Raw genomic sequence first — 17,288 nt, 5'->3', positions numbered from 1 at the left:
CCCCCGCTCCGGCAAGCCCCCCACTGTCGACCTCTTTTGCAAATGGACCCTGCACATGGCTGTTCCCGCTTCACCTTCCCTCTTCCCGCGCAAGCTGGCCATCGCCCTCCTGGCGCTGCTGGCCTGCTCGTTCGCCGGCAACCACATCGCCGCGCGCATCGCCTTCGATGACGGCACCGGCGTGCTGCTGGCGATTCTCTGCCGCTCGGGCATCACCTTCCTGGCCCTGGCCAGCCTGGTGCTCTGGCAACGCCAGGCCCTGGGGCTGCCCAGCGGCACCCGGAGCTGGCAACTGCTGCTGGGGCTGCTGATCGCCACCCAGAGCCTGTGCCTGTACTCGGCGGTGGCGCGCATCCCGGTGGCGTTGGCACTGCTGGTGGGCAACACCTTCCCGATCCTGCTGGCGCTGCTCAACTGGGCGCTCAACGGCGTACGCCCAACCGGGCGCACGGTGCTGTTCATGGCCCTGATCCTCTGCGGCCTGGTGCTGGCCCTGGATGTGCCGGGACGCCTGGCCGACAGTGGCACGAGCAATCCGCACTGGACCCTCGGGGTCAGCCTGGCCTTCGGTGCCGCCTGCGTGTTCGCCTGTGCGCTGTGGATCACCGACAACAAGCTGGCCGCTGTGCATGGCCCGGTCCGCAGCCTGCTGACCTTGCTGATCGTGTTCACCAGCATGCTGGTGGCAGGCGCTGGTGGTTGGGTGCCGGCGGGCCTGTCGTTGCCGGGCAGCGCAGGGGGATGGATGGCCCTGGCCAGCCTGGTGGTGCTGTACGGGGTGGCATTCACCTTGCTGTTCGTCTGCGTGCCGCGGCTGAACATGGCACAGAACGCGCCAGTGATGAACATCGAACCGATCGCCACCCTGCTGCTGGGATGGGCCCTGCTCGACCAACAGTTGAGCGGCCTGCAACTGCTCGGCGGGGCGGTGGTGGTCAGTGGCATCGTGCTGCTGACGTACCGCCGCCAGCCCGCGGTGAAATGATCACGGCCCTGCCGGAGAACAGCGCAATGACCGAACTGCACCTGCAGGACCGACTGACCCGTCTCACCCTGGCCCCCGCGCTGGGCGCCAGCCTGGTCAACTGGCAGGTCAAGGCCACCGGCCAGGCGTTGTTGCGCCACAGCGACGCCGCAGCACGTGCCAGCGGCTCACCCCGGCGCCTGGCCTGCTATCCGCTGGTGCCCTGGTCCAATCGCATCGCCGCTGGCGGCTTTGCCCGCCCGGACGGCTGGCAGGCCCTGGCCGCGAACACCGATCACGATCCCTACCCGATCCACGGTAGCGCCTGGCAGCAGCCGTGGCGTGTGGAGCACCACAGCCAGCGGCGGGCCCGGCTGATCCTCGACAGCCAGCAGCCCTTCGCCTACCAGGCCATGCTGGATGTGCACCTGCACGAGGGGCGTCTTGACCTGGAGCTGCACGTCACCCACCTTGCCGCCCAGGCGACCTGGCACGGGCTGGGCCTGCATCCGTATTTTCCAAGGTCTGCCAACACCCGCCTGCAGGCATCCGCCCGCCAGGTGTGGCTTGGCGAGAGCGGTGAGCTGCCATCACGGCTGGCGCCCATTCCCGAGGCCTGGCGCTTCGACAGCGCCCGCCACTTGCCCCTGACACCGGTCGACCACGCCTTCGCAGGCTGGACAGGCAACTGCACCATCGAACAGCCCGACGCGGGCTATCGCCTGGAATGCCAGGCCACCGGCACCGACCACTTTCTGTTGTTCTGTCCGCAAGATCGCGACTTCTTCTGCTTCGAGCCGGTCAGCCACCCGATCAACGCCCATCACCTGCCCGGGCGTCCGGGCCTGCGCTTGCTGCAGCAGGGCGAGCAGGTCAGTCTGGGGTTGCGCCTGCGTTATCTGCCAGGCTGACGGGCAGTCAGTCCAGGCCCTTGGCGCGCACGTCGGCGGCCAGCATGTCGATAAACGCGCGCACCTTGGCCGAGCCGTACTTGCTCTCGCGGTGCAGGATATGGATGGGCCAGGGCGCCTCCTCGAAATCGGCGAGCACTACCTGCAGGCGACCGCTGGCGATCTCCTCGACCACCTGGTACGACAGCAGCCGGGCGATACCCAGGCCTGCGCATGCGGCGGCAATGGCACCGTCGTTGCTGGTCACGGTGAGGCGGGGCTTCATGCGCACCATGGTCGGCTCGTCGGTCAGGCCAAAACGCCAGCCCGCACGTGGCGACAGGTTGGTGGTGGCGATCACCACATGCTCGTGCAGGTCGGAGGGGTGAGTCGGTACGCCGTGCCTGGCGAGGTAATCGGGCGAGGCGCAGAGCATGCGCCTGACCTTGCCGACACGCAGGGCCTTGAGCCCGGAGTCGGGCAACTGGCCGATGCGCACCGCCACATCCATGCCCTCCTCGACCATGTTCACCACCCGATCGAGGAAGTACGCCGACACGTCCACCTCAGGGTACTGCTGCAAGTAACGCACGATGCTGGGCATGACGAACTTCTTGCCGAACAGGATCGGCGCGGTCACCGCCAGTTCGCCCTTGGGCGTGGCGTTGACTCCGGCAGCCGCCTCGTTGGCCTCGGCGATGCTGGCGAGGATGCTGCGGCAGTCTTCCAGGTAACGGCCGCCGGCCTCGGTAAGGCGCACGCTGCGGGTGGTACGCAGCAGCAGCTTGACCCCCAGGCGTTCTTCGAGGGCGCTGACCGCGCGGGTCACCGCAGCGGGCGACATGTCCAGCCGCCGTGCCGCGCCAGCGAAGCTTTCCAGCTCGCCGACGGCGACGAATACCTTCATCAGGTGGATGTGGTCCATGCCCTGCCCTTCTGCCTGGAAACGATGTGCGATTATTTCAGCAGCCGGGGCGAATGAGTAGGTCGGGATGAGTGATGACCTGCGGCAGCAGGTAACTGGCCTCACACTCTGCAGCACAGGGCAGCGCCGGGACATCGAGCATGTCGATATCAGGGCAGCTGTCCCCAGGCCACGCGGCAGACTGCTCGAGCGGTTCGACGACGTTCATCACTCATCTCCTGTCGCGAGGATCAGGCCTCGGCCTGTAGACCTGCCGCCGTGCGCGGCATCGCCACGAAATCATCCAGCGCCTCGATCCGCGCCAGCCACCCTCGCACATTCGGGTAGGCATCCAGCGACACGTTGCCTTCCGGTGCGTGGGCGATATAGGAGTAGTTGGCGATGTCGGCGATGCTCGGCTCGCTGCCGGTGAGGAACGACGCCTTGCCCAGCTCAGCCTCCATCACCTTGAGCAGGTTGTGGGCACGACCGATGACTTCGTCGGCATTGAAGCCTGCACCGAACACGGTGATCAGTCGGGCAGCGGCCGGTCCGAAGGCGAGGGGGCCGGCGGCAATGGAGAGCCAGCGTTGTACACGGGCCTCGCCGGCGGCATCCTGGGGCAGCCAGCGGCCCTGGCCATAGGTCTTGGCCAGGTAGACGAGGATGGCGTTGGAGTCGCCGATGATGGTGCCGTTGTCGTCGATCACAGGCACTTGCCCGAACGGGTTGAGGGCCAGGAACTCAGGCTTTTTCTGCTCGCCCTTGGCCAGGTCGACGAAGATGACTTCCGGCTCCAGCTTGAGCAGCGACAGCATCAGCCGGGCACGATGAGCGTGGCCGGACGTGGGGAAGTGATAGAGCTTGATAGGGTTGGACATGGTCTGGACTCCGGTTCAAAGGGTTGAGGTCTGAGCGCCGGTATCCAAGGGTGGCGCTGCTGGAGGGAATCCTGCACCTGTTCGCCGTTCAACAGAATCCGTGTGGCCAGCAATCCATAATTTCGCTGATCGGAATAATAAAAGCGGTGGCAGGTCGATGGCCACCGGTTGCTCTGGGTGTCGACTTCGCTATGAAGCGCCAGTGATCAGTTGCGTATCAGCTTCTGATAGCGATACAGACCGCGGACCGCCTCGATCACGCCTGGCACGCAGGCCTGATGTTCGTCGAAGCTCATCGCATCGAGCAGCTCGAAATTGTCTTCCAGGCCATGCAGGGAAATGGCCTTGAGCAGGGCGTCCTGCTGCGCTGGCAACTTGCTCCACTCGGCAACCTGGGTGCCGCGCATGTAGCCGAAACACCACTCTTCGAGAATGATCGCTGGCCCTTCCTCGCCCTCGCTTTCCTCGAACAACGGCTCGAAGCCGTCGAGGTTCTCGGCGACCTGGTCGGCGTAGCGCAGCATCAGCGCAGTGTAGGCTTCCTCGTGGGCGGGCTTCTTGAACTTGGGCACCTTGCCGCCGGCAACGGCTGGCAGCCATTGCTCGGGGTTGACCCTGACAGGCGAACTGGCCAGCGCAGTGAAGAAACCGTTGAGCTCGGCGAGGTTGAGTACCGAGTAGTCGTTGCCGTAGGTGATCAGGAGGTCTTCGAGGCGGTGGAGTTCTTTTTCGCTGAGCGGCGGGAGCATGGGCTGGCGTCCTGATTGAATAGGGGTGCACCCTAGCACAGAGCCATGCAAAACGTGCCCGCTCATGCGGGCACCGGCTCAGTGGGCCAACCAGTCATCCAACTCTGTGAGGGCTGAGCTGCCCAGCAGCAACCAGAGCAAGATGCGACACTTGCGCGGGCAGAGCACACCAGCCATGCGCATGCCCTTCGCCTGCAGGTCGATCTCACCCCCCACAAAACCGTAGGTCGCACGAGCCGTCGAGCCACTGCCGGTGCGGGTAGCGACGATGACCGGCATGTGCCCGACCACATCAGCCAACGTATCGGCCCAGGGCTCGGAAACATGGCCGGCGCCAAACCCGGCGACGACCAGCCCGTCATACCCCAAGCCCGGGAGGGCCTGCAGCAAGGTCGTATCGGCATCGAGGCAGGCCTCGAGCAGGACAACGCGCTGGCTGGTGCGCTGCGGGAGAGGCAGCACTCGGCGTCGTGAAGCGACCTGACGATAGTGTGCACAGCCCTCTACCACCTGCCCTATGGGCCCGCTGCCCGGGGATTCGAACGCCGCCATCGCAAGGCTTGCCGTCTTGCGAACCGCTTTGGCCTCATGGATCTGGTCATTGATCACGGCCAGAACACCCCTCCCCCGGCTGTTCTCGGACAGGGCCACCCGCACGGCCGCCAGTAGATTGGCCGGCCCATCGGCACCAGGGTGGCTGGCAGCGCGCATGGCACCGGTCATGATCATTGGTGCATCGCATGGCCAGAGCAGGTCGAGGAAGTACGCCGCCTCCTCGAGGGTATCGGTACCCTGGGTCAGCACCACAGCCTGTGCACCCTGCCCGACTTGCGCCTTGGCCCACGCCAAGACTTCCAGCAACCCGGTGAAGTCCAGTGATGCACTCGGTACCAGGCATAAAGTCGCCGTGCTGAACTGCGCCAGCCCGACCAGTTGCGGCAATGCAGCCAGCATTGCATCACAATCGAGTTTCGGTGTGACCCCCTGCCCCGGAGCTGCGGCCTGCATGCTGACCGTCCCCCCCAGGCTGCCGATGGCGACACGCGGCAATGCCGTTTCCTGCGTCATGCTTCACCTCCTGCCAGCCATCCGACCAGAGGCACGATCGCCAGGGTACAGATGGCCATGGACAACACATTGCCGATATAACCGTGCATGTAGCGTGGCAAACGCTGAGTGATGGCCACGGCCAAGGGCGGTGCGAACACTGCGCCAAACACTGCGCTGGCCACCACCACCTGCCAACTGCCGCCCCATGTGAGGACCGTCGCCGGCACGACCGAGACGATGGGAATGTAGGTGGGATACCAGCCCCGCATCATCCACTGCCGTCGCCACAATAACACGCCGACCAACGAGGCCAGCGCCTGCCCTGCCACCATGTGCAGCACCAACTGTGAGCCATAGGCCGGGGCACCTGGTGCGAGTATGTAAGCCAGCAGTACGCCCAACAGCAGGCCCAGGCTGGCCAGTTCATTGCCGAAAAATGGCGCCTCGCTGAAGTCTGCCAGCACCCGCCGCAGGGTCCAGGCAACGCCATGGTCGGGGTTGCATGCGCCCGCGGTCGACGGGGCGGCTGCGAGGCCATCACGTACCAGCACGGGATAGCGCTTGCACAACAGGAAGGCCACCACGCTGCCCAGTGCCATGCCGCAGACATTGCCGATGACTACCGGCAAGCCCAGCGGGTAGCACAAGTAATTGACCATCATCAGGCTCGCCGGGGTCACTAGCACGGCACCGAGCAGAGCACCATTGATCGCGACTCGCCAGCCCCCGCCAAAGAACAGCACCATGGCCGCTGGCAGTGACACAAAGGCCACGAATGTCGGTTGCCAGGTACCGCTGGAAAGCGTCCAGCCCCACAACCCGTGGCTGAGCAGCAACCCCAGCATCGAACTAAGCAGCAGCCATGGCCAGAGCCCGCTGCCGTAACAGATGGCGAAGCCTTGCCAACGATAGCCCCGAACCTGGGCCCAATGCGCAAGGCTCGCGCCCAACAGCAGGCCCAGGGCGGGGAGCTCATGCTTGTAGAACGCAACCTCGCTGATGTCACCAATGATCCAGCGCAACCGACTCAGTGGCTGATCCAGGGTCGCGGCGACGTGGGCGTAATCAGGCCACTGTCCCAACACCAAAACCACGAGCAGCATCCCGGCCACGGCGGCCACGATGAAAGTGCAGGTGAATGACCGTCGTGTCGAATCGTGTACGTGTTCCATACCCTCTCCTCAACGCGGCAGCGGTGCATGCAACCGATAACCCAGGGTCGCGTCGTACAGGTCGATACGTCGATCCCGGGGCAGATCATTGAGGCTGTTCCAGATGGGCGCCGAACGTGCTGCGCTAAGGTCGACATCCGCATAGAGGATGCACTCCTGCTCGGCTCCGGCCACTTCCCCAAGCGGCCAGCCATGGGTGCCAGCGATCAGCGAGCAGCCGAGGAAACGCCCGCCACGTTCATGGCCGATACGATTGGCGGCGGCGATGTAGAGGTTGTTGACATGGGCTGCCGTCATGGTGAGATACGACGCCATGCAGCGCCCCGCCTCGTCGAACAGCGGCGGTGGCGTCCACACCCAGTTGTTCAGGCTGCAGATGATATCGGCACCCTGCGCGGCCATCAGGCGGGGGACTTCAGGGAACCAGATATCCCAGCAGATCAACAGGCCGATCCTGCCTATTGGCGTCTCGAAGACCGGGAAGCCCAGGTCACCAGGGGTGAACCAAAGCTTCTCCTGGTTCCACAGATGCGCCTTGCGGTAATGCCCCAGCAGGCCGCCGGGCCCCAGGAGCACGGCGCTGTCATAGAGCCTGAGGCCATCACGTTCGGCGAAGCCCGCGACTAGGTAGACCTGCAGCTCGCGGGCAAGCTCCGTCCAGGCCTTGAGGCTTCGCCCCTCAGACAAGGTTTCGGCATGGTCATAGGCTTCTGAGCGGGACTGGAAGGTATAGCCGGTATTGGACAGCTCGGGCAGTACGATGAGTTTGGCGCCTTCGCGCGCAGCCTGCCGTACAAGGGCCAGGCTTTGACAGAGATTGGCGTCGCAATGTTCGAGACCAACTTGCGGGTCGTACTGGATGACAGCGACGCGCACAGGGCTGACGGGGTGGTGCATGGCGGCTTCCTCTTGTGGTTGTTTTGGAAGGCCGCCAGTAGATCTGGGGAAGTACAAAGAGAAACAGTCAGGGATCTCTCATCACCATGCAAGAAAGGTTCAAATCTCTTGAAAGATAGATCCTACTTGCCTACGCATCGGTCAAGACCGCCGGACCTCATAATGCGGATAGCACTCAAGAGTGAAATCGCCCTTGAACTGAGCCTGGGTGTGGTCGCAGAGGTTGATCACCACATCGATGGCTGTACGCAGACAAGGCTCGGTCCAGCCGGCATCGACAGAAAAGGACTCACCGGCAAGGTACAGCCCTGAAGCACCGGCCAGGTCACGGTTGTACTTCATCAGGCTGACGGCGTCATAGTAGGTACCAGCTCGGTACAATTTCGCGCACCCCAACGAATTACGATCTGTCATCCAGCGTTGTATGCGAATGTTTTGCTTATCGATGTAGGGAGAGATGGGTTCAGCGATATTGACGCATCGCATCAGAATTCGATCCAGCTCAGCCACACACTTGTCCACCAGTTCATCGTCCGAGAACACCGCAAGCTTGGTCGCATCATCCTCCCATGTGTAGCTGAGCAGGATGCAGTCATGCGCACAGTGGTCGTTGTAGCGATAGGCATAGACATCGTGGACAAAGCTGTCGGTAATCAATATCTGCGGCAGTTGGGGATTATGGTCGAGGAAGCGCTTATCGAGAGGCGCGTAAACCTTGCAACTGGTCTCCCAGTGCGCATGTTTCCAGGCATCGATAATCGGCTGTGGCAATACAGCCTGACTGAATCCCTCGAGGCGAATATTGGTTTCGATCAACCAGGAAGGCATCGTCAGGATTACGCTGTCGAAGACGTCGCTAAGCAGTTTCTCCTCCGCGGGCTCGCTTGGCTGCCATCGATAATCAACCTGGATACGGCCATCGGCCAGCTTGTGCAGTGCACATACCGAACTGCTAGTGAGCAGCCCGTTGTCGCGGGCAACACACTGTTCATAGAGTGAAGTGCCACCCGCCTCCAGCGGCATGAAAAGCAGGCATTCATCCATTGCCGCCAAGCCTACATAAGTCGGCGCCTGGAACCTCTCCCCTCTGCTATCGGGGATTCCATCACGCTCCAAATAAGGCGCGGGCAACGGTACACCTTGGTCATCCACCCTGCCGTGGACCAACTGCAAATGGCTGCTGAATCCAAAAATTGCAGTCCGTAGCGGATACAGGCAGCAGACGTCATAGAAGGCGCCCCAACTACCGTCACCTATCCCGATGGCATAAAAGATCGCCGATTCGTCGCTATCCATTCCCAACCCACCGAACGCGCCAGGATCGGCCGCACTCCATGTGTCGAGAACAGGCAGGTGCACCAGATCGCGAAAGGACAAACGATGGTAGTGCTCAACGATGGCAGACCACATGGCCTCCCACTCCGCCGTCCCATACACAGCGGCCACTTTCTCGGCAAACCGCTTGGCAAAGCGCTGCCATTTACCGTGAACCGACTGCAAGATTTCGGTTGGTGGGGGTGTAATGCCCTCTGGATTCTTCCAAATGAGCAACTTGGGATCTCCCTCGCCATGCAGCAAACCTTCCCGCAGGTATATACCCGTAGCATTGACCCACGGTGTGCCTGGATTAGGAAAGTCGGAGATCTTCAGATCAAATAACTGGGCGTAATGGGCCATGAGTGAACGCCCTGCCTTGGGAGGCTCGCCGGTTCGATTGAAGAACGGCATACGCATGGCTCCCATCTCGAACGGCGTCGAAGACTGAGCGTGGCTCTCTGGATGACCTACCACGGTCAGATGTCGCCCGCCAATACGCTGGGACTGCTCGATCAAGGTAATCTGGGTGAAACCACAACGCAGCAGTTCACGCGCTGTGGTGAGGCCTGTAACGCCCGCACCAACGATGCAGATGCGATGCTCCGGGCGAGTTGCAAGGGCAATACCGTCTACTTGCTCTACCAGTCGGCGATAGTCAAAACATAGGTCAGGTGGATTGGGAAATCGTGCAGCCCAGGGCTTAAGGGGAGAGTTCGGCTTGATAGCCAGATCGGCAGGATGATTGTGTGACGATCCTATAGTCATGATTCAGGCACTTCCTTCGAGGAAAAAAGAAACCTGAAAATGCCGCGCCCAAGCAAATGGCAAGTGGTAATTAGTTGTTTTGAACTGTGAAAACCTTCGCGGGCGTATCGTAACCTCGACTTGCCCGCGAAGGCACCTCAGGCCTTACACCGCCAGCGCGCGCTCACGCAGCTCGCTGTTGAGGATGCGGTCGTTCTCGCTGTAGTCGACCGGGCAGTCGATCACATGCACGCCCGGGGTCTTGATGCAGTGCTCAAGCAGCGGCAGCAGGCCTTCGGCGCTTTCCACGCGGTGACCATTGGCGCCGTAGGCTTCGGCATACTTGACGAAGTCCGGGTTGCCGTAGTCCAGGCCGAAGTCGGTGAAGCCCATGTTGGCCTGCTTCCAGCGGATCATGCCGTAGCCGTCGTCACGCAGGATCACCACGGTGATGTGCATGCCCAGACGTACCGCGGTTTCCAGCTCCTGGCTGTTCATCATGAAGCCACCGTCGCCGCATACCGAGATCACCGGGCGGTCCGGGTACACCAGGTGCGAAGCCATGGCCGACGGCAGGCCGGCGCCCATGGTCGCCAGGGCGTTGTCCAGCAGTACGGTGTTGGGCTTGTGCGCCTTGTAGTTGCGGGCGAACCAGATCTTGTAGATGCCGTTGTCCAAAGCGACGATGCCTTCGGAGGGCAGTACGCGACGGATGTCGGCAACCAGGCGCTGCGGGTAGACCGGGAAGCGGTCGTCATCGGCACCTTCGGCGATCTGCGCCTCGTTGGCTTCACGGATCGCCATCAGGCGGGTGAAGTCCCAGTGCGAGGTGTCGGTCAGCGCTTCACTGATCTGCCACACGGCGTTGGCGATGTCGCCGATCACTTCGACCTGCGGGAAGTACACGGCATCGACTTCGGCAGAGCGGAAGCTGATGTGAATGACTTCGGTGCCGCCACGGACCATGAAGAATGGCGGCTTCTCGATCACGTCGTGGCCGATGTTGATGATCAGATCGGCCGCCTCTACGGCGCGGTGCACGAAATCACCGGACGACAGCGCAGCGTTGCCCAGGAAGCGTGGGTGACGCTCGTCGACCACGCCTTTACCCATCTGCGTGGTGATGAACGGGATGCCGGTCTTGTCGATCAGTTGCTTGAGGACCTTGGCGGTCATCTTGCGGTTGGCACCGGCACCGATCACCAGGATCGGGTTGCGGGCGTTCTGCAGCTTCTGCACAGCGGCTTCGATGGCCACGTGCTCGGCCAGCGGGCGGCGGTGCAGGCTGCGCGGGATCGGCAGCGCGTCGGTCTGCTCGGCAGCGATGTCTTCGGGCAGTTCCAGGTGCACGGCACCGGGCTTTTCTTCTTCGGCCAGGCGGAATGCTTCGCGCATGCGCGCCGGGATGTTGTCGGCCGAGGCGAACTGGTGGGTGTACTTGGTGATGGGGTCCATCATGCCGCACACGTCGATGATCTGGAAACGGCCCTGCTTGGACTTCTTGATCGGCTTCTGGCCGGTAATCATCATCATCGGCATGCCGCCCAGGTACGCGTAGGCACTGGCGGTCACCAGGTTGGTCGCACCTGGGCCCAGGGTCGACAGGCTGACGCCGGTCTTGCCGGTCAGGCGGCCATAAGTGGCAGCCATGAAGCCTGCGGATTGCTCGTGGCGGGTCAGTACCAGCTTGATCTTCGACTTGCGCAGGGATTCGAGCAGGTCGAGGTTCTCCTCGCCGGGAATGCCGAACACATACTCGACACCTTCGTTTTCCAGGCATTGCACAACGACATCGGCGGCCTTGGCCATCTTGCTTGTTACCTCAATTGATTGGACGTGGGTGGAGTCCAGGGACGGTCAGCGCGGTGCGCTGACATCGGTCTGTCCGGTGGCCAGCAAAGCCCCCCGAACAAAGCCTTGACGCAGGCAACGCTCGACAAAGTCACTTACAAATGCGGCCGAATTGTCGCAGCCCCTCGGAACGGCCATGGCCTGGCGGATCGCGGTGAACGCACCGTCGAGCACACGGTAGCGCGGATCGGTGTCGGCGACCTTCTGCAAAGGCTGGCGCACACCTGCGGCGGCGTCCAGGCCTTCGTCGACAAACAGATCGACGGCAGCTGCGGAGGTGTCGGCGCGACACAGTTCGGCATGCTGCAGGGTGCGGCTGAGGTAGAGGTCATAGGCCGCGCCCTTGCCGACGGCCAGGCGCAGGCCGGATTGGTCGAGTTCGTCGACGTGCTGGAAGGGGGCGTCTTTTCTGACCAGGTAGGTGCCCTCGATCAGCACGTAGGGCGCGCTGAAGGCGATCTGCGCCTCGCGCACCGGTTCGATGGCGAGGAAGGCCAAGGTCCAGGCGCCCTCCTCCAGGGCGGCGAACACCTTGCCCGCGGCGTCAAAGGTGCGCATCTCGAGGCGCACGCCCAGTTCTTCGGCCAACTGCTTGGCCAGGGCGACCGAGACGCCCTGGGGCTCGCCGTCAGGGCCGCGTTGGGCGAGGACCGGGTTGCCGTAGTTGATGGCAGCACGCAGGACGCCATCAGGGGCAATTTCGTCGAGGACGGCCTGGGGGATAGTGAGCGTCATTGGAACTCCGCTGGGCAATGAGTGGGATTGAGAGTTACAGCCTCTGGCGAATCAGAAGACCTGTGGGAGCGGGCTGGCCCGCGAAAAGGCCAGCAGCGATTCAAGAATCGGCTCAGGCAGAAAAGACCATGCACACCGGGCTGCCGGTGGACACCGAGAAACCAGTCTGGCGCAGCCTGCCCTGCTCGGGATCGACGACGAAAGCCACGATGCTGTCGCTGTCTTCGTTGAGCGCGAAGAGGAAACGCTGATTGGGGGTAAGGGCGAAAAAGCGAGGAGTCTTGCCGGCACTGGGCTGCACTTCGACCAGGCTCAGAAGACCACTGGCTGCATCGACCGCATACACCGCAAGGCTGTCGTAGCCCCGGTTGGAGGCATAGACGAAACGACCGTTGCGGTCGATCTCGATCTCCGCGGCGCGGCTGTTGCCGGTGTAGGTCGAGGGCAGCGTCGAGAGGATCTGCAGCGGCTGCAACGCGCCGTTGTGCGAGTCGAAACGGTAGGTGGTGACGGTCGAGTCCAGCTCGTTGACCACATAGGCGAACGGCGCCTTGGGGTGCACTGCAAGATGCCGCGGGCCGGCGCCTTCGCGAGTGGTGACGAAAGGCTGCTCGGCGGGATGCAGGCGGCCGTCGTCGAAGCGAAAGGTGAATATCCGGTCCAGCCCCTTGTCCGGCACCAGGACGAACTGGCCCGAGGCATCGAAGAGGTTGAAGTGCGGCTTGGCGAAGGGCTGCTCGATACGGTGCGGGCCGATCGGCCCCTCAAGCGTGAGCAACTGGCTGAGGGGGCCGATGCGCCCGTCCTGTTCGACATTGAGCACGGCAAGCGTGCCCGTGATGTGGTTCGACACCACCAGGAAGCGCTCGCTCGGGTCCAGTGCCAGGTGCACCGGATTTCTGCCCTCGCAGCGCTGACGGTTGAGCAACGCGAGCCGACCAGTGGCCTTGTCGACAGTGAAGGCGCTGACCTCGTCGAGGTCGCCATGCACCGTGTAGAGCCGATCCCCAGAGCGATTCAGCGCCAGGAAGGAAGGGTTGACCAGATCACCGACGACCTGGACCTGCTCCAGGCTGCCGTTGGCCTGATCGAGGCGGTAGACAGTGATGCCGTCGCCACGGGCATTGCGCTCCCGGGTCGTGCGCGAGCCGACATAGGCGTACATAGGGGTCGTTCTCCCAGTTGCGGATAGGTGGATCACCTGGCTGGCTGCCCATGGTCAGGGACGCGGAGCTACCAGGCAAGTCCGCGCCCTTCATATGTGCAAACGATGCCGGGGCCTCAGCCGCGGGTGCGCTGCACCACCTTGCGGATCACGTAAGGCAGTACACCGCCATTGGTGAGATAGCGGATCTCCTGCTGCGAGTCGAGCCGTGCGATGAGTTCGGCCTCATCGACACCGCCATCGACGCGACGCACCTGCAGGCGGATGCGGTTGTCACCGACCCTCAGTTCGTCCAGGCCGATGAAATCGAACTGCTCGCTGCCGTCGAGCTGCAGGTCATCGACGCCCTGCCCTGCCGGGAACAGCAAAGGCAGCACACCCATGCCGATCAGGTTGCTGCGGTGGATACGCTCGATGCTGCGCGCCACCACAGCTCGCACGCCAAGCAACGCCTGGGCCTTGGCCGCCCAATCGCGACTGGAGCCTGCGCCGTAGTTGATACCGGCGAACACCACCATGGGGGTGCCGACATAGCTCTGCGCGGCCTCGTAAAGCGGCAGGCACTGACTGTGGTCGGCATTCCAGGCCCAGGCGCCGACGCCAGGCTGGGTATCACCGAGCAGACGGTTTTTCACCGACTTGTTGGTGAAGGCACCACGCAGCATGACTTCGTGGTTGCTGCGCCGGGTCGAATACTGATTGAGGTCCTGCGGGTCTTCGCCGCGGTCCAGCAGCCACTGGCCGGCCAGGCTACTGGCGGGAATGGCGCCGGCTGGAGAGATGTGGTCGGTGGTGACATTGTCCCCCAGCACCATCAAGGTACGGGCGTTCTCGATTGCCAGGCTGGCCTTGGGTTCGGCCTGGATATCGGCCAGGTATTGCGGGCGGCGCAGGTAGGTCGAGCGTGCATCCCAGGGGAACTGCACGCTGCCCTCGGCCGAGAGGGCCTGCCAATGATGGGTGCCGGCCCACACCGTGGCCAGGCGCTGCTGGAAGAACTCGGGCTTGACCACCTGGGCCACCAGCGCCTGCACTTCATCATCAGTGGGCATCAGGTCGTGCAGGTGAACCGGGTTACCGGCGCTATCCTGACCGAGCGGCTCGTGGGTCAGGTCGATATCGATGCGCCCGGCAATGGCGAAGGCTACGCACAGCGCAGGCGATGCCAGGTAGCCCGCAGGCACCTTGGGGTTTACCCGACCTTCGAAGTTGCGGTTGCCTGAAAGCACCACCACCCCCTTCAGGCCTTGATCAGCAAAGGCCTCGACATGTGCCTCGAGCTTGCCGGAGTTGCCGATGCAGGTCATGCAGCCGAACCCGGCCAGGTCGAAGCCCAGCGCGGAGAAGTCCTGCAGCAAGTCGGCTTCGCTCAGGTAATCAGCCACCACCTGCGAGCCGGGCGACAGCGAGGTCTTCACCCAGGGCTTGCGCTTGAGCCCCAACCGCCGCGCGCGGCGGGCCAGCAGACCGGCCTGGATCATCTGCGCGGGGTTGGCGGTGTTGGTGCAACTGGTGATGGCCGAGAGCACCACCGCGCCATGGTCGATGGCCTCGCCGAAGCTGGGCGCGAGGTAGCGGCTGCCGATCAGCTCGCTACCGCCCAGCACCTGTTCGCGGAACGACTCACCGGCGCGCGACAGCGGCTGACGCTGGTGCGGCTGGTAGGGGCCTGCGACGCTGGGCTCGATACTGGCAAGGTCGAGCTCGATCAGTTCGTCGAATTCAGGCTCCGGCAGCGCGTCGTGGCGATACAGCCCCTGGGCCTGCAGGTAGGTGGTGGCCTGCAGGCACAGCTCGGCGGAGCGACCGCTGAGCTTGAGGTAATCGAGGGTCTGGTCATCGAAGGGGAAGAACACCACGGTGGCACCATACTCGGGCGCCATGTTCGATACCGTGCCACGCGCAGCCCAACCGAGGTTCGATAGACCCGGGCCTGTGAACTCGACGAACTTGCCCACCACCGAACGCTGGCGCAGGATCTCGGCCACGTGCAGCGACAGGTCGGTGGCGGTCACTCCAGAACGCAGGGCGTTGCTGACGCGAAAACCGATAACCTGGGGGAAGTTGATCGGCACCGGCTCACCCACCATCGCCGCCTGGCCTTCCAGGCCGCCTACACCCCAGCCGAGCACACCGATGGCGTTGATCATCGGCGTGTGGCTGTCGGTGGCGACCATGTCGTCAGGGTGCAGCAAACGCTGCCCCTCGGCGGTGCGGGTTTCCCACACCACCTTGGCCAGGGCCTCCATGTTCATCTGGTGGATGATGCCAGTCCCCGGCGGAATGACACCGAAATTGTCCAGGCTCTTCTGCGCCCACTTGATGAAGCGATAGCGCTCGCTGTTACGACGAAAATCGATCTCGAGGTTCTGCTCCACCGCATCGGCTTCTGCGTAGTGTTCGACGATCACCGAATGGTCGATGGTCAGCACCGCAGGAATCAGCGGGTTCATCGCCGCCGGGTCGCCGCCGAGTTCGGCGACCACATCGCGCATACCGGCAAAGTCGGCCAGGGCTGGCAGGCACGTGGTGTCATGGAACATCAGGCGGTTGGGCTGGAATGGCACCTCGCAGTCCGGCCCCTCGCCGATGGCGCGGGCAAGCACGGCGTCCAGCGCCTCGGGAGAACAGCGTGCCACGTTCTCCAGAAGGATGCGGATGGCGTAGGGCAAGCGCTGCAGTTGGGTGGGCGTCAGCAGTTTCTTGAGATCGAGGTAGGTGAAGTGATCCTGGTCGATCTGCAGGGGGCTCATCAGGTGGGCATTGTCGATCATGCGCGTGTCGCTCGGCTTCTTGTCATCATGGCGTCGTTCAGGCGACGACGCTGCAGGTGAGCCAATGCTAGGCGCTGGAGCGAGGGGTGAAAATTGATCGATTATCACGTCAGCGTTCTCCATCGGAGAACGCTCGAAAGGAAGGTTATGGCTGGGAGGGAGCGCCCAGGTGGTCGATGAAGGTCTTGAGCGTCGGCGAGGCGAGCTCGTACTTCTTGAATACCAGCAGCAATGAGCGGTGGGCCCAGGGCTCTGACAGGGTCACACGCTTGAGGCTGTGGCTGCGCACGTAGGGCTCCACCGCGCTACGTGGCAGCACGGTAATACCCAGGCCATTGGCGACCATGCGACACATGCAGTCGAAGCTGCTGATACGAATACGCAACTTGAGCGGTTGACCCATTTCTTTGGCCTGTTCGGTGAGCAGGCTGTGCAGGGTGCTGTCCAGGTGCGGGCCGACGAACTCGTATGCCAGCACCTCGCTGAACTGTACGGTGCGGCGTTTGGCCAGCTCGTGCTCTACCGGCACCACCAGCACCAGTTCATCGTGCCGGTAAGGCAGGGTTTCAAGCCCCAGTGGGGCTGTGTGCGACGAGATGATACCGAGGTCGGCGTGATCATCCGCGACAGCGCGGACTACCGCCGAGCCTACACCTTCCTCGATATCGAACTTGATCTGTGGGTAAAGCTGGGTGAAGCCAGCCATGTCCTGGGGCAGGAACTGCGACAGCGCCGAGGTGATGGCGTGAATGCGGATATGGCCTTTGACCCCTGCGGCGAACTCGCTGAGTTCGTTGTCCAGCTGTGCCAGGGTCTGCTTGAGCTGACGGGCGTAATAGAGCAGGGATTGACCGGCAGGCGTCAACTCGACACCGCGCGCGTTGCGAATCAGCAGCGGCGAACCGATCTGCGCCTCAAGTTCGCTGATGCGTTTGCTGATCGCCGAGACCGCCAGGTGCTTGATACCCGCAGCGCGCGTCAGATTGCGCTCCTGGGCGACAGTGATGAACAGGTCCAGGCTGGTAAGGTCGTAGCGCATGCGGGCCGGGTCAGGGAAGAATAGAGGTGCACCATACCCTGTAGAGGCAGGCTTGTCCCGTGGCATGGGCGGTCCGGTCTGGCGAACGCCAGAAAGACAAAACCCCTACCTGCTCACGCAGATAGGGGTTTTGCGAAATGAATCTTGACGATGACC

At 63.1% G+C, this 17,288-nt stretch carries 15 protein-coding genes; 2 read left to right on the top strand and 13 right to left on the bottom strand.

Annotated elements, in window-relative coordinates; translation table 11 throughout:
• The first annotated feature begins 55 nt into the window (after nucleotides 1-55).
• Complete coding sequence (locus HU748_RS24450) at nucleotides 56-985, top strand: DMT family transporter (RefSeq protein WP_186722316.1); 930 nt, start codon at nucleotides 56-58, stop codon at nucleotides 983-985.
• Between the two features lie 26 nt (nucleotides 986-1,011).
• Nucleotides 1,012-1,875 carry an aldose 1-epimerase gene (locus tag HU748_RS24445; RefSeq protein WP_238343454.1) on the top strand — a complete coding sequence of 288 codons (864 nt, stop codon included), beginning with the start codon at nucleotides 1,012-1,014 and terminating at the stop codon, nucleotides 1,873-1,875.
• Between the two features lie 7 nt (nucleotides 1,876-1,882).
• Here HU748_RS24445 and HU748_RS24440 read toward each other — a convergent pair whose 3' ends face one another.
• From HU748_RS24440 to HU748_RS24380, 13 genes are all read right to left on the bottom strand, one after another.
• Complete coding sequence (locus HU748_RS24440) at nucleotides 1,883-2,779, bottom strand: LysR family transcriptional regulator (RefSeq protein ID WP_186722312.1); 897 nt, start codon at nucleotides 2,777-2,779, stop codon at nucleotides 1,883-1,885.
• A gap of 37 nt (nucleotides 2,780-2,816) precedes the next feature.
• On the bottom strand, nucleotides 2,817-2,987 hold the full coding sequence (locus HU748_RS24435; RefSeq protein ID WP_186722310.1) for a hypothetical protein: 171 nt from the start codon (nucleotides 2,985-2,987) through the stop codon (nucleotides 2,817-2,819).
• A gap of 22 nt (nucleotides 2,988-3,009) precedes the next feature.
• Nucleotides 3,010-3,639 (bottom strand): glutathione S-transferase, encoded by a 630-nt coding sequence (locus HU748_RS24430; protein ID WP_186722308.1) that lies wholly within the window; start codon nucleotides 3,637-3,639, stop codon nucleotides 3,010-3,012.
• Nucleotides 3,640-3,845: 206 nt separating this feature from the next.
• Entirely contained in the window at nucleotides 3,846-4,388 is a 543-nt protein-coding gene (locus tag HU748_RS24425) for a UPF0149 family protein (protein ID WP_186722306.1), read from the bottom strand.
• Between the two features lie 78 nt (nucleotides 4,389-4,466).
• A complete protein-coding gene (locus HU748_RS24420; RefSeq protein ID WP_186722304.1) occupies nucleotides 4,467-5,456 on the bottom strand; it encodes an asparaginase in 990 nt (329 codons plus the stop codon).
• The gene (locus HU748_RS24415) at nucleotides 5,453-6,541 is read right to left on the bottom strand and encodes a hypothetical protein (protein WP_186722353.1); all 1,089 of its coding nucleotides are present in this window, start codon (nucleotides 6,539-6,541) and stop codon (nucleotides 5,453-5,455) included. The genes HU748_RS24420 and HU748_RS24415 overlap by 4 nt, the downstream gene beginning before the upstream one ends.
• 78 nt (nucleotides 6,542-6,619) lie before the next feature.
• Nucleotides 6,620-7,507: a nitrilase family protein gene (locus HU748_RS24410; RefSeq protein ID WP_186722302.1), complete on the bottom strand. Its 888-nt coding sequence runs from the start codon at nucleotides 7,505-7,507 to the stop codon at nucleotides 6,620-6,622.
• Nucleotides 7,508-7,648: 141 nt separating this feature from the next.
• Entirely contained in the window at nucleotides 7,649-9,589 is a 1,941-nt protein-coding gene (locus HU748_RS24405) for an FAD-dependent oxidoreductase (protein WP_186722300.1), read from the bottom strand.
• A gap of 144 nt (nucleotides 9,590-9,733) precedes the next feature.
• The gene (locus tag HU748_RS24400) at nucleotides 9,734-11,377 is read right to left on the bottom strand and encodes an acetolactate synthase large subunit (RefSeq protein WP_065861364.1); all 1,644 of its coding nucleotides are present in this window, start codon (nucleotides 11,375-11,377) and stop codon (nucleotides 9,734-9,736) included.
• 48 nt (nucleotides 11,378-11,425) lie between these two features.
• Complete coding sequence (locus HU748_RS24395) at nucleotides 11,426-12,154, bottom strand: transporter substrate-binding domain-containing protein (RefSeq protein WP_186666995.1); 729 nt, start codon at nucleotides 12,152-12,154, stop codon at nucleotides 11,426-11,428.
• 112 nt (nucleotides 12,155-12,266) lie between these two features.
• The gene (locus HU748_RS24390) at nucleotides 12,267-13,319 is read right to left on the bottom strand and encodes a lactonase family protein (RefSeq protein ID WP_186722298.1); all 1,053 of its coding nucleotides are present in this window, start codon (nucleotides 13,317-13,319) and stop codon (nucleotides 12,267-12,269) included.
• A 116-nt stretch (nucleotides 13,320-13,435) separates the two neighbouring features.
• On the bottom strand, nucleotides 13,436-16,093 hold the full coding sequence (gene acnA / locus HU748_RS24385) for an aconitate hydratase AcnA (protein WP_186722296.1): 2,658 nt from the start codon (nucleotides 16,091-16,093) through the stop codon (nucleotides 13,436-13,438).
• Between the two features lie 145 nt (nucleotides 16,094-16,238).
• On the bottom strand, nucleotides 16,239-17,132 hold the full coding sequence (locus HU748_RS24380; RefSeq protein ID WP_186666998.1) for a LysR family transcriptional regulator: 894 nt from the start codon (nucleotides 17,130-17,132) through the stop codon (nucleotides 16,239-16,241).
• Between the last annotated feature and the right edge of the window lie 156 nt (nucleotides 17,133-17,288).

The sequence above is a fragment of the Pseudomonas sp. RW3S2 genome, from assembly GCF_014268955.1.
Lineage (GTDB): Bacteria > Pseudomonadota > Gammaproteobacteria > Pseudomonadales > Pseudomonadaceae > Aquipseudomonas > Aquipseudomonas wayambapalatensis.
Note: the sequence above shows the minus strand (reverse complement) of the source record. Positions and strands in the feature narration are given on the sequence as shown.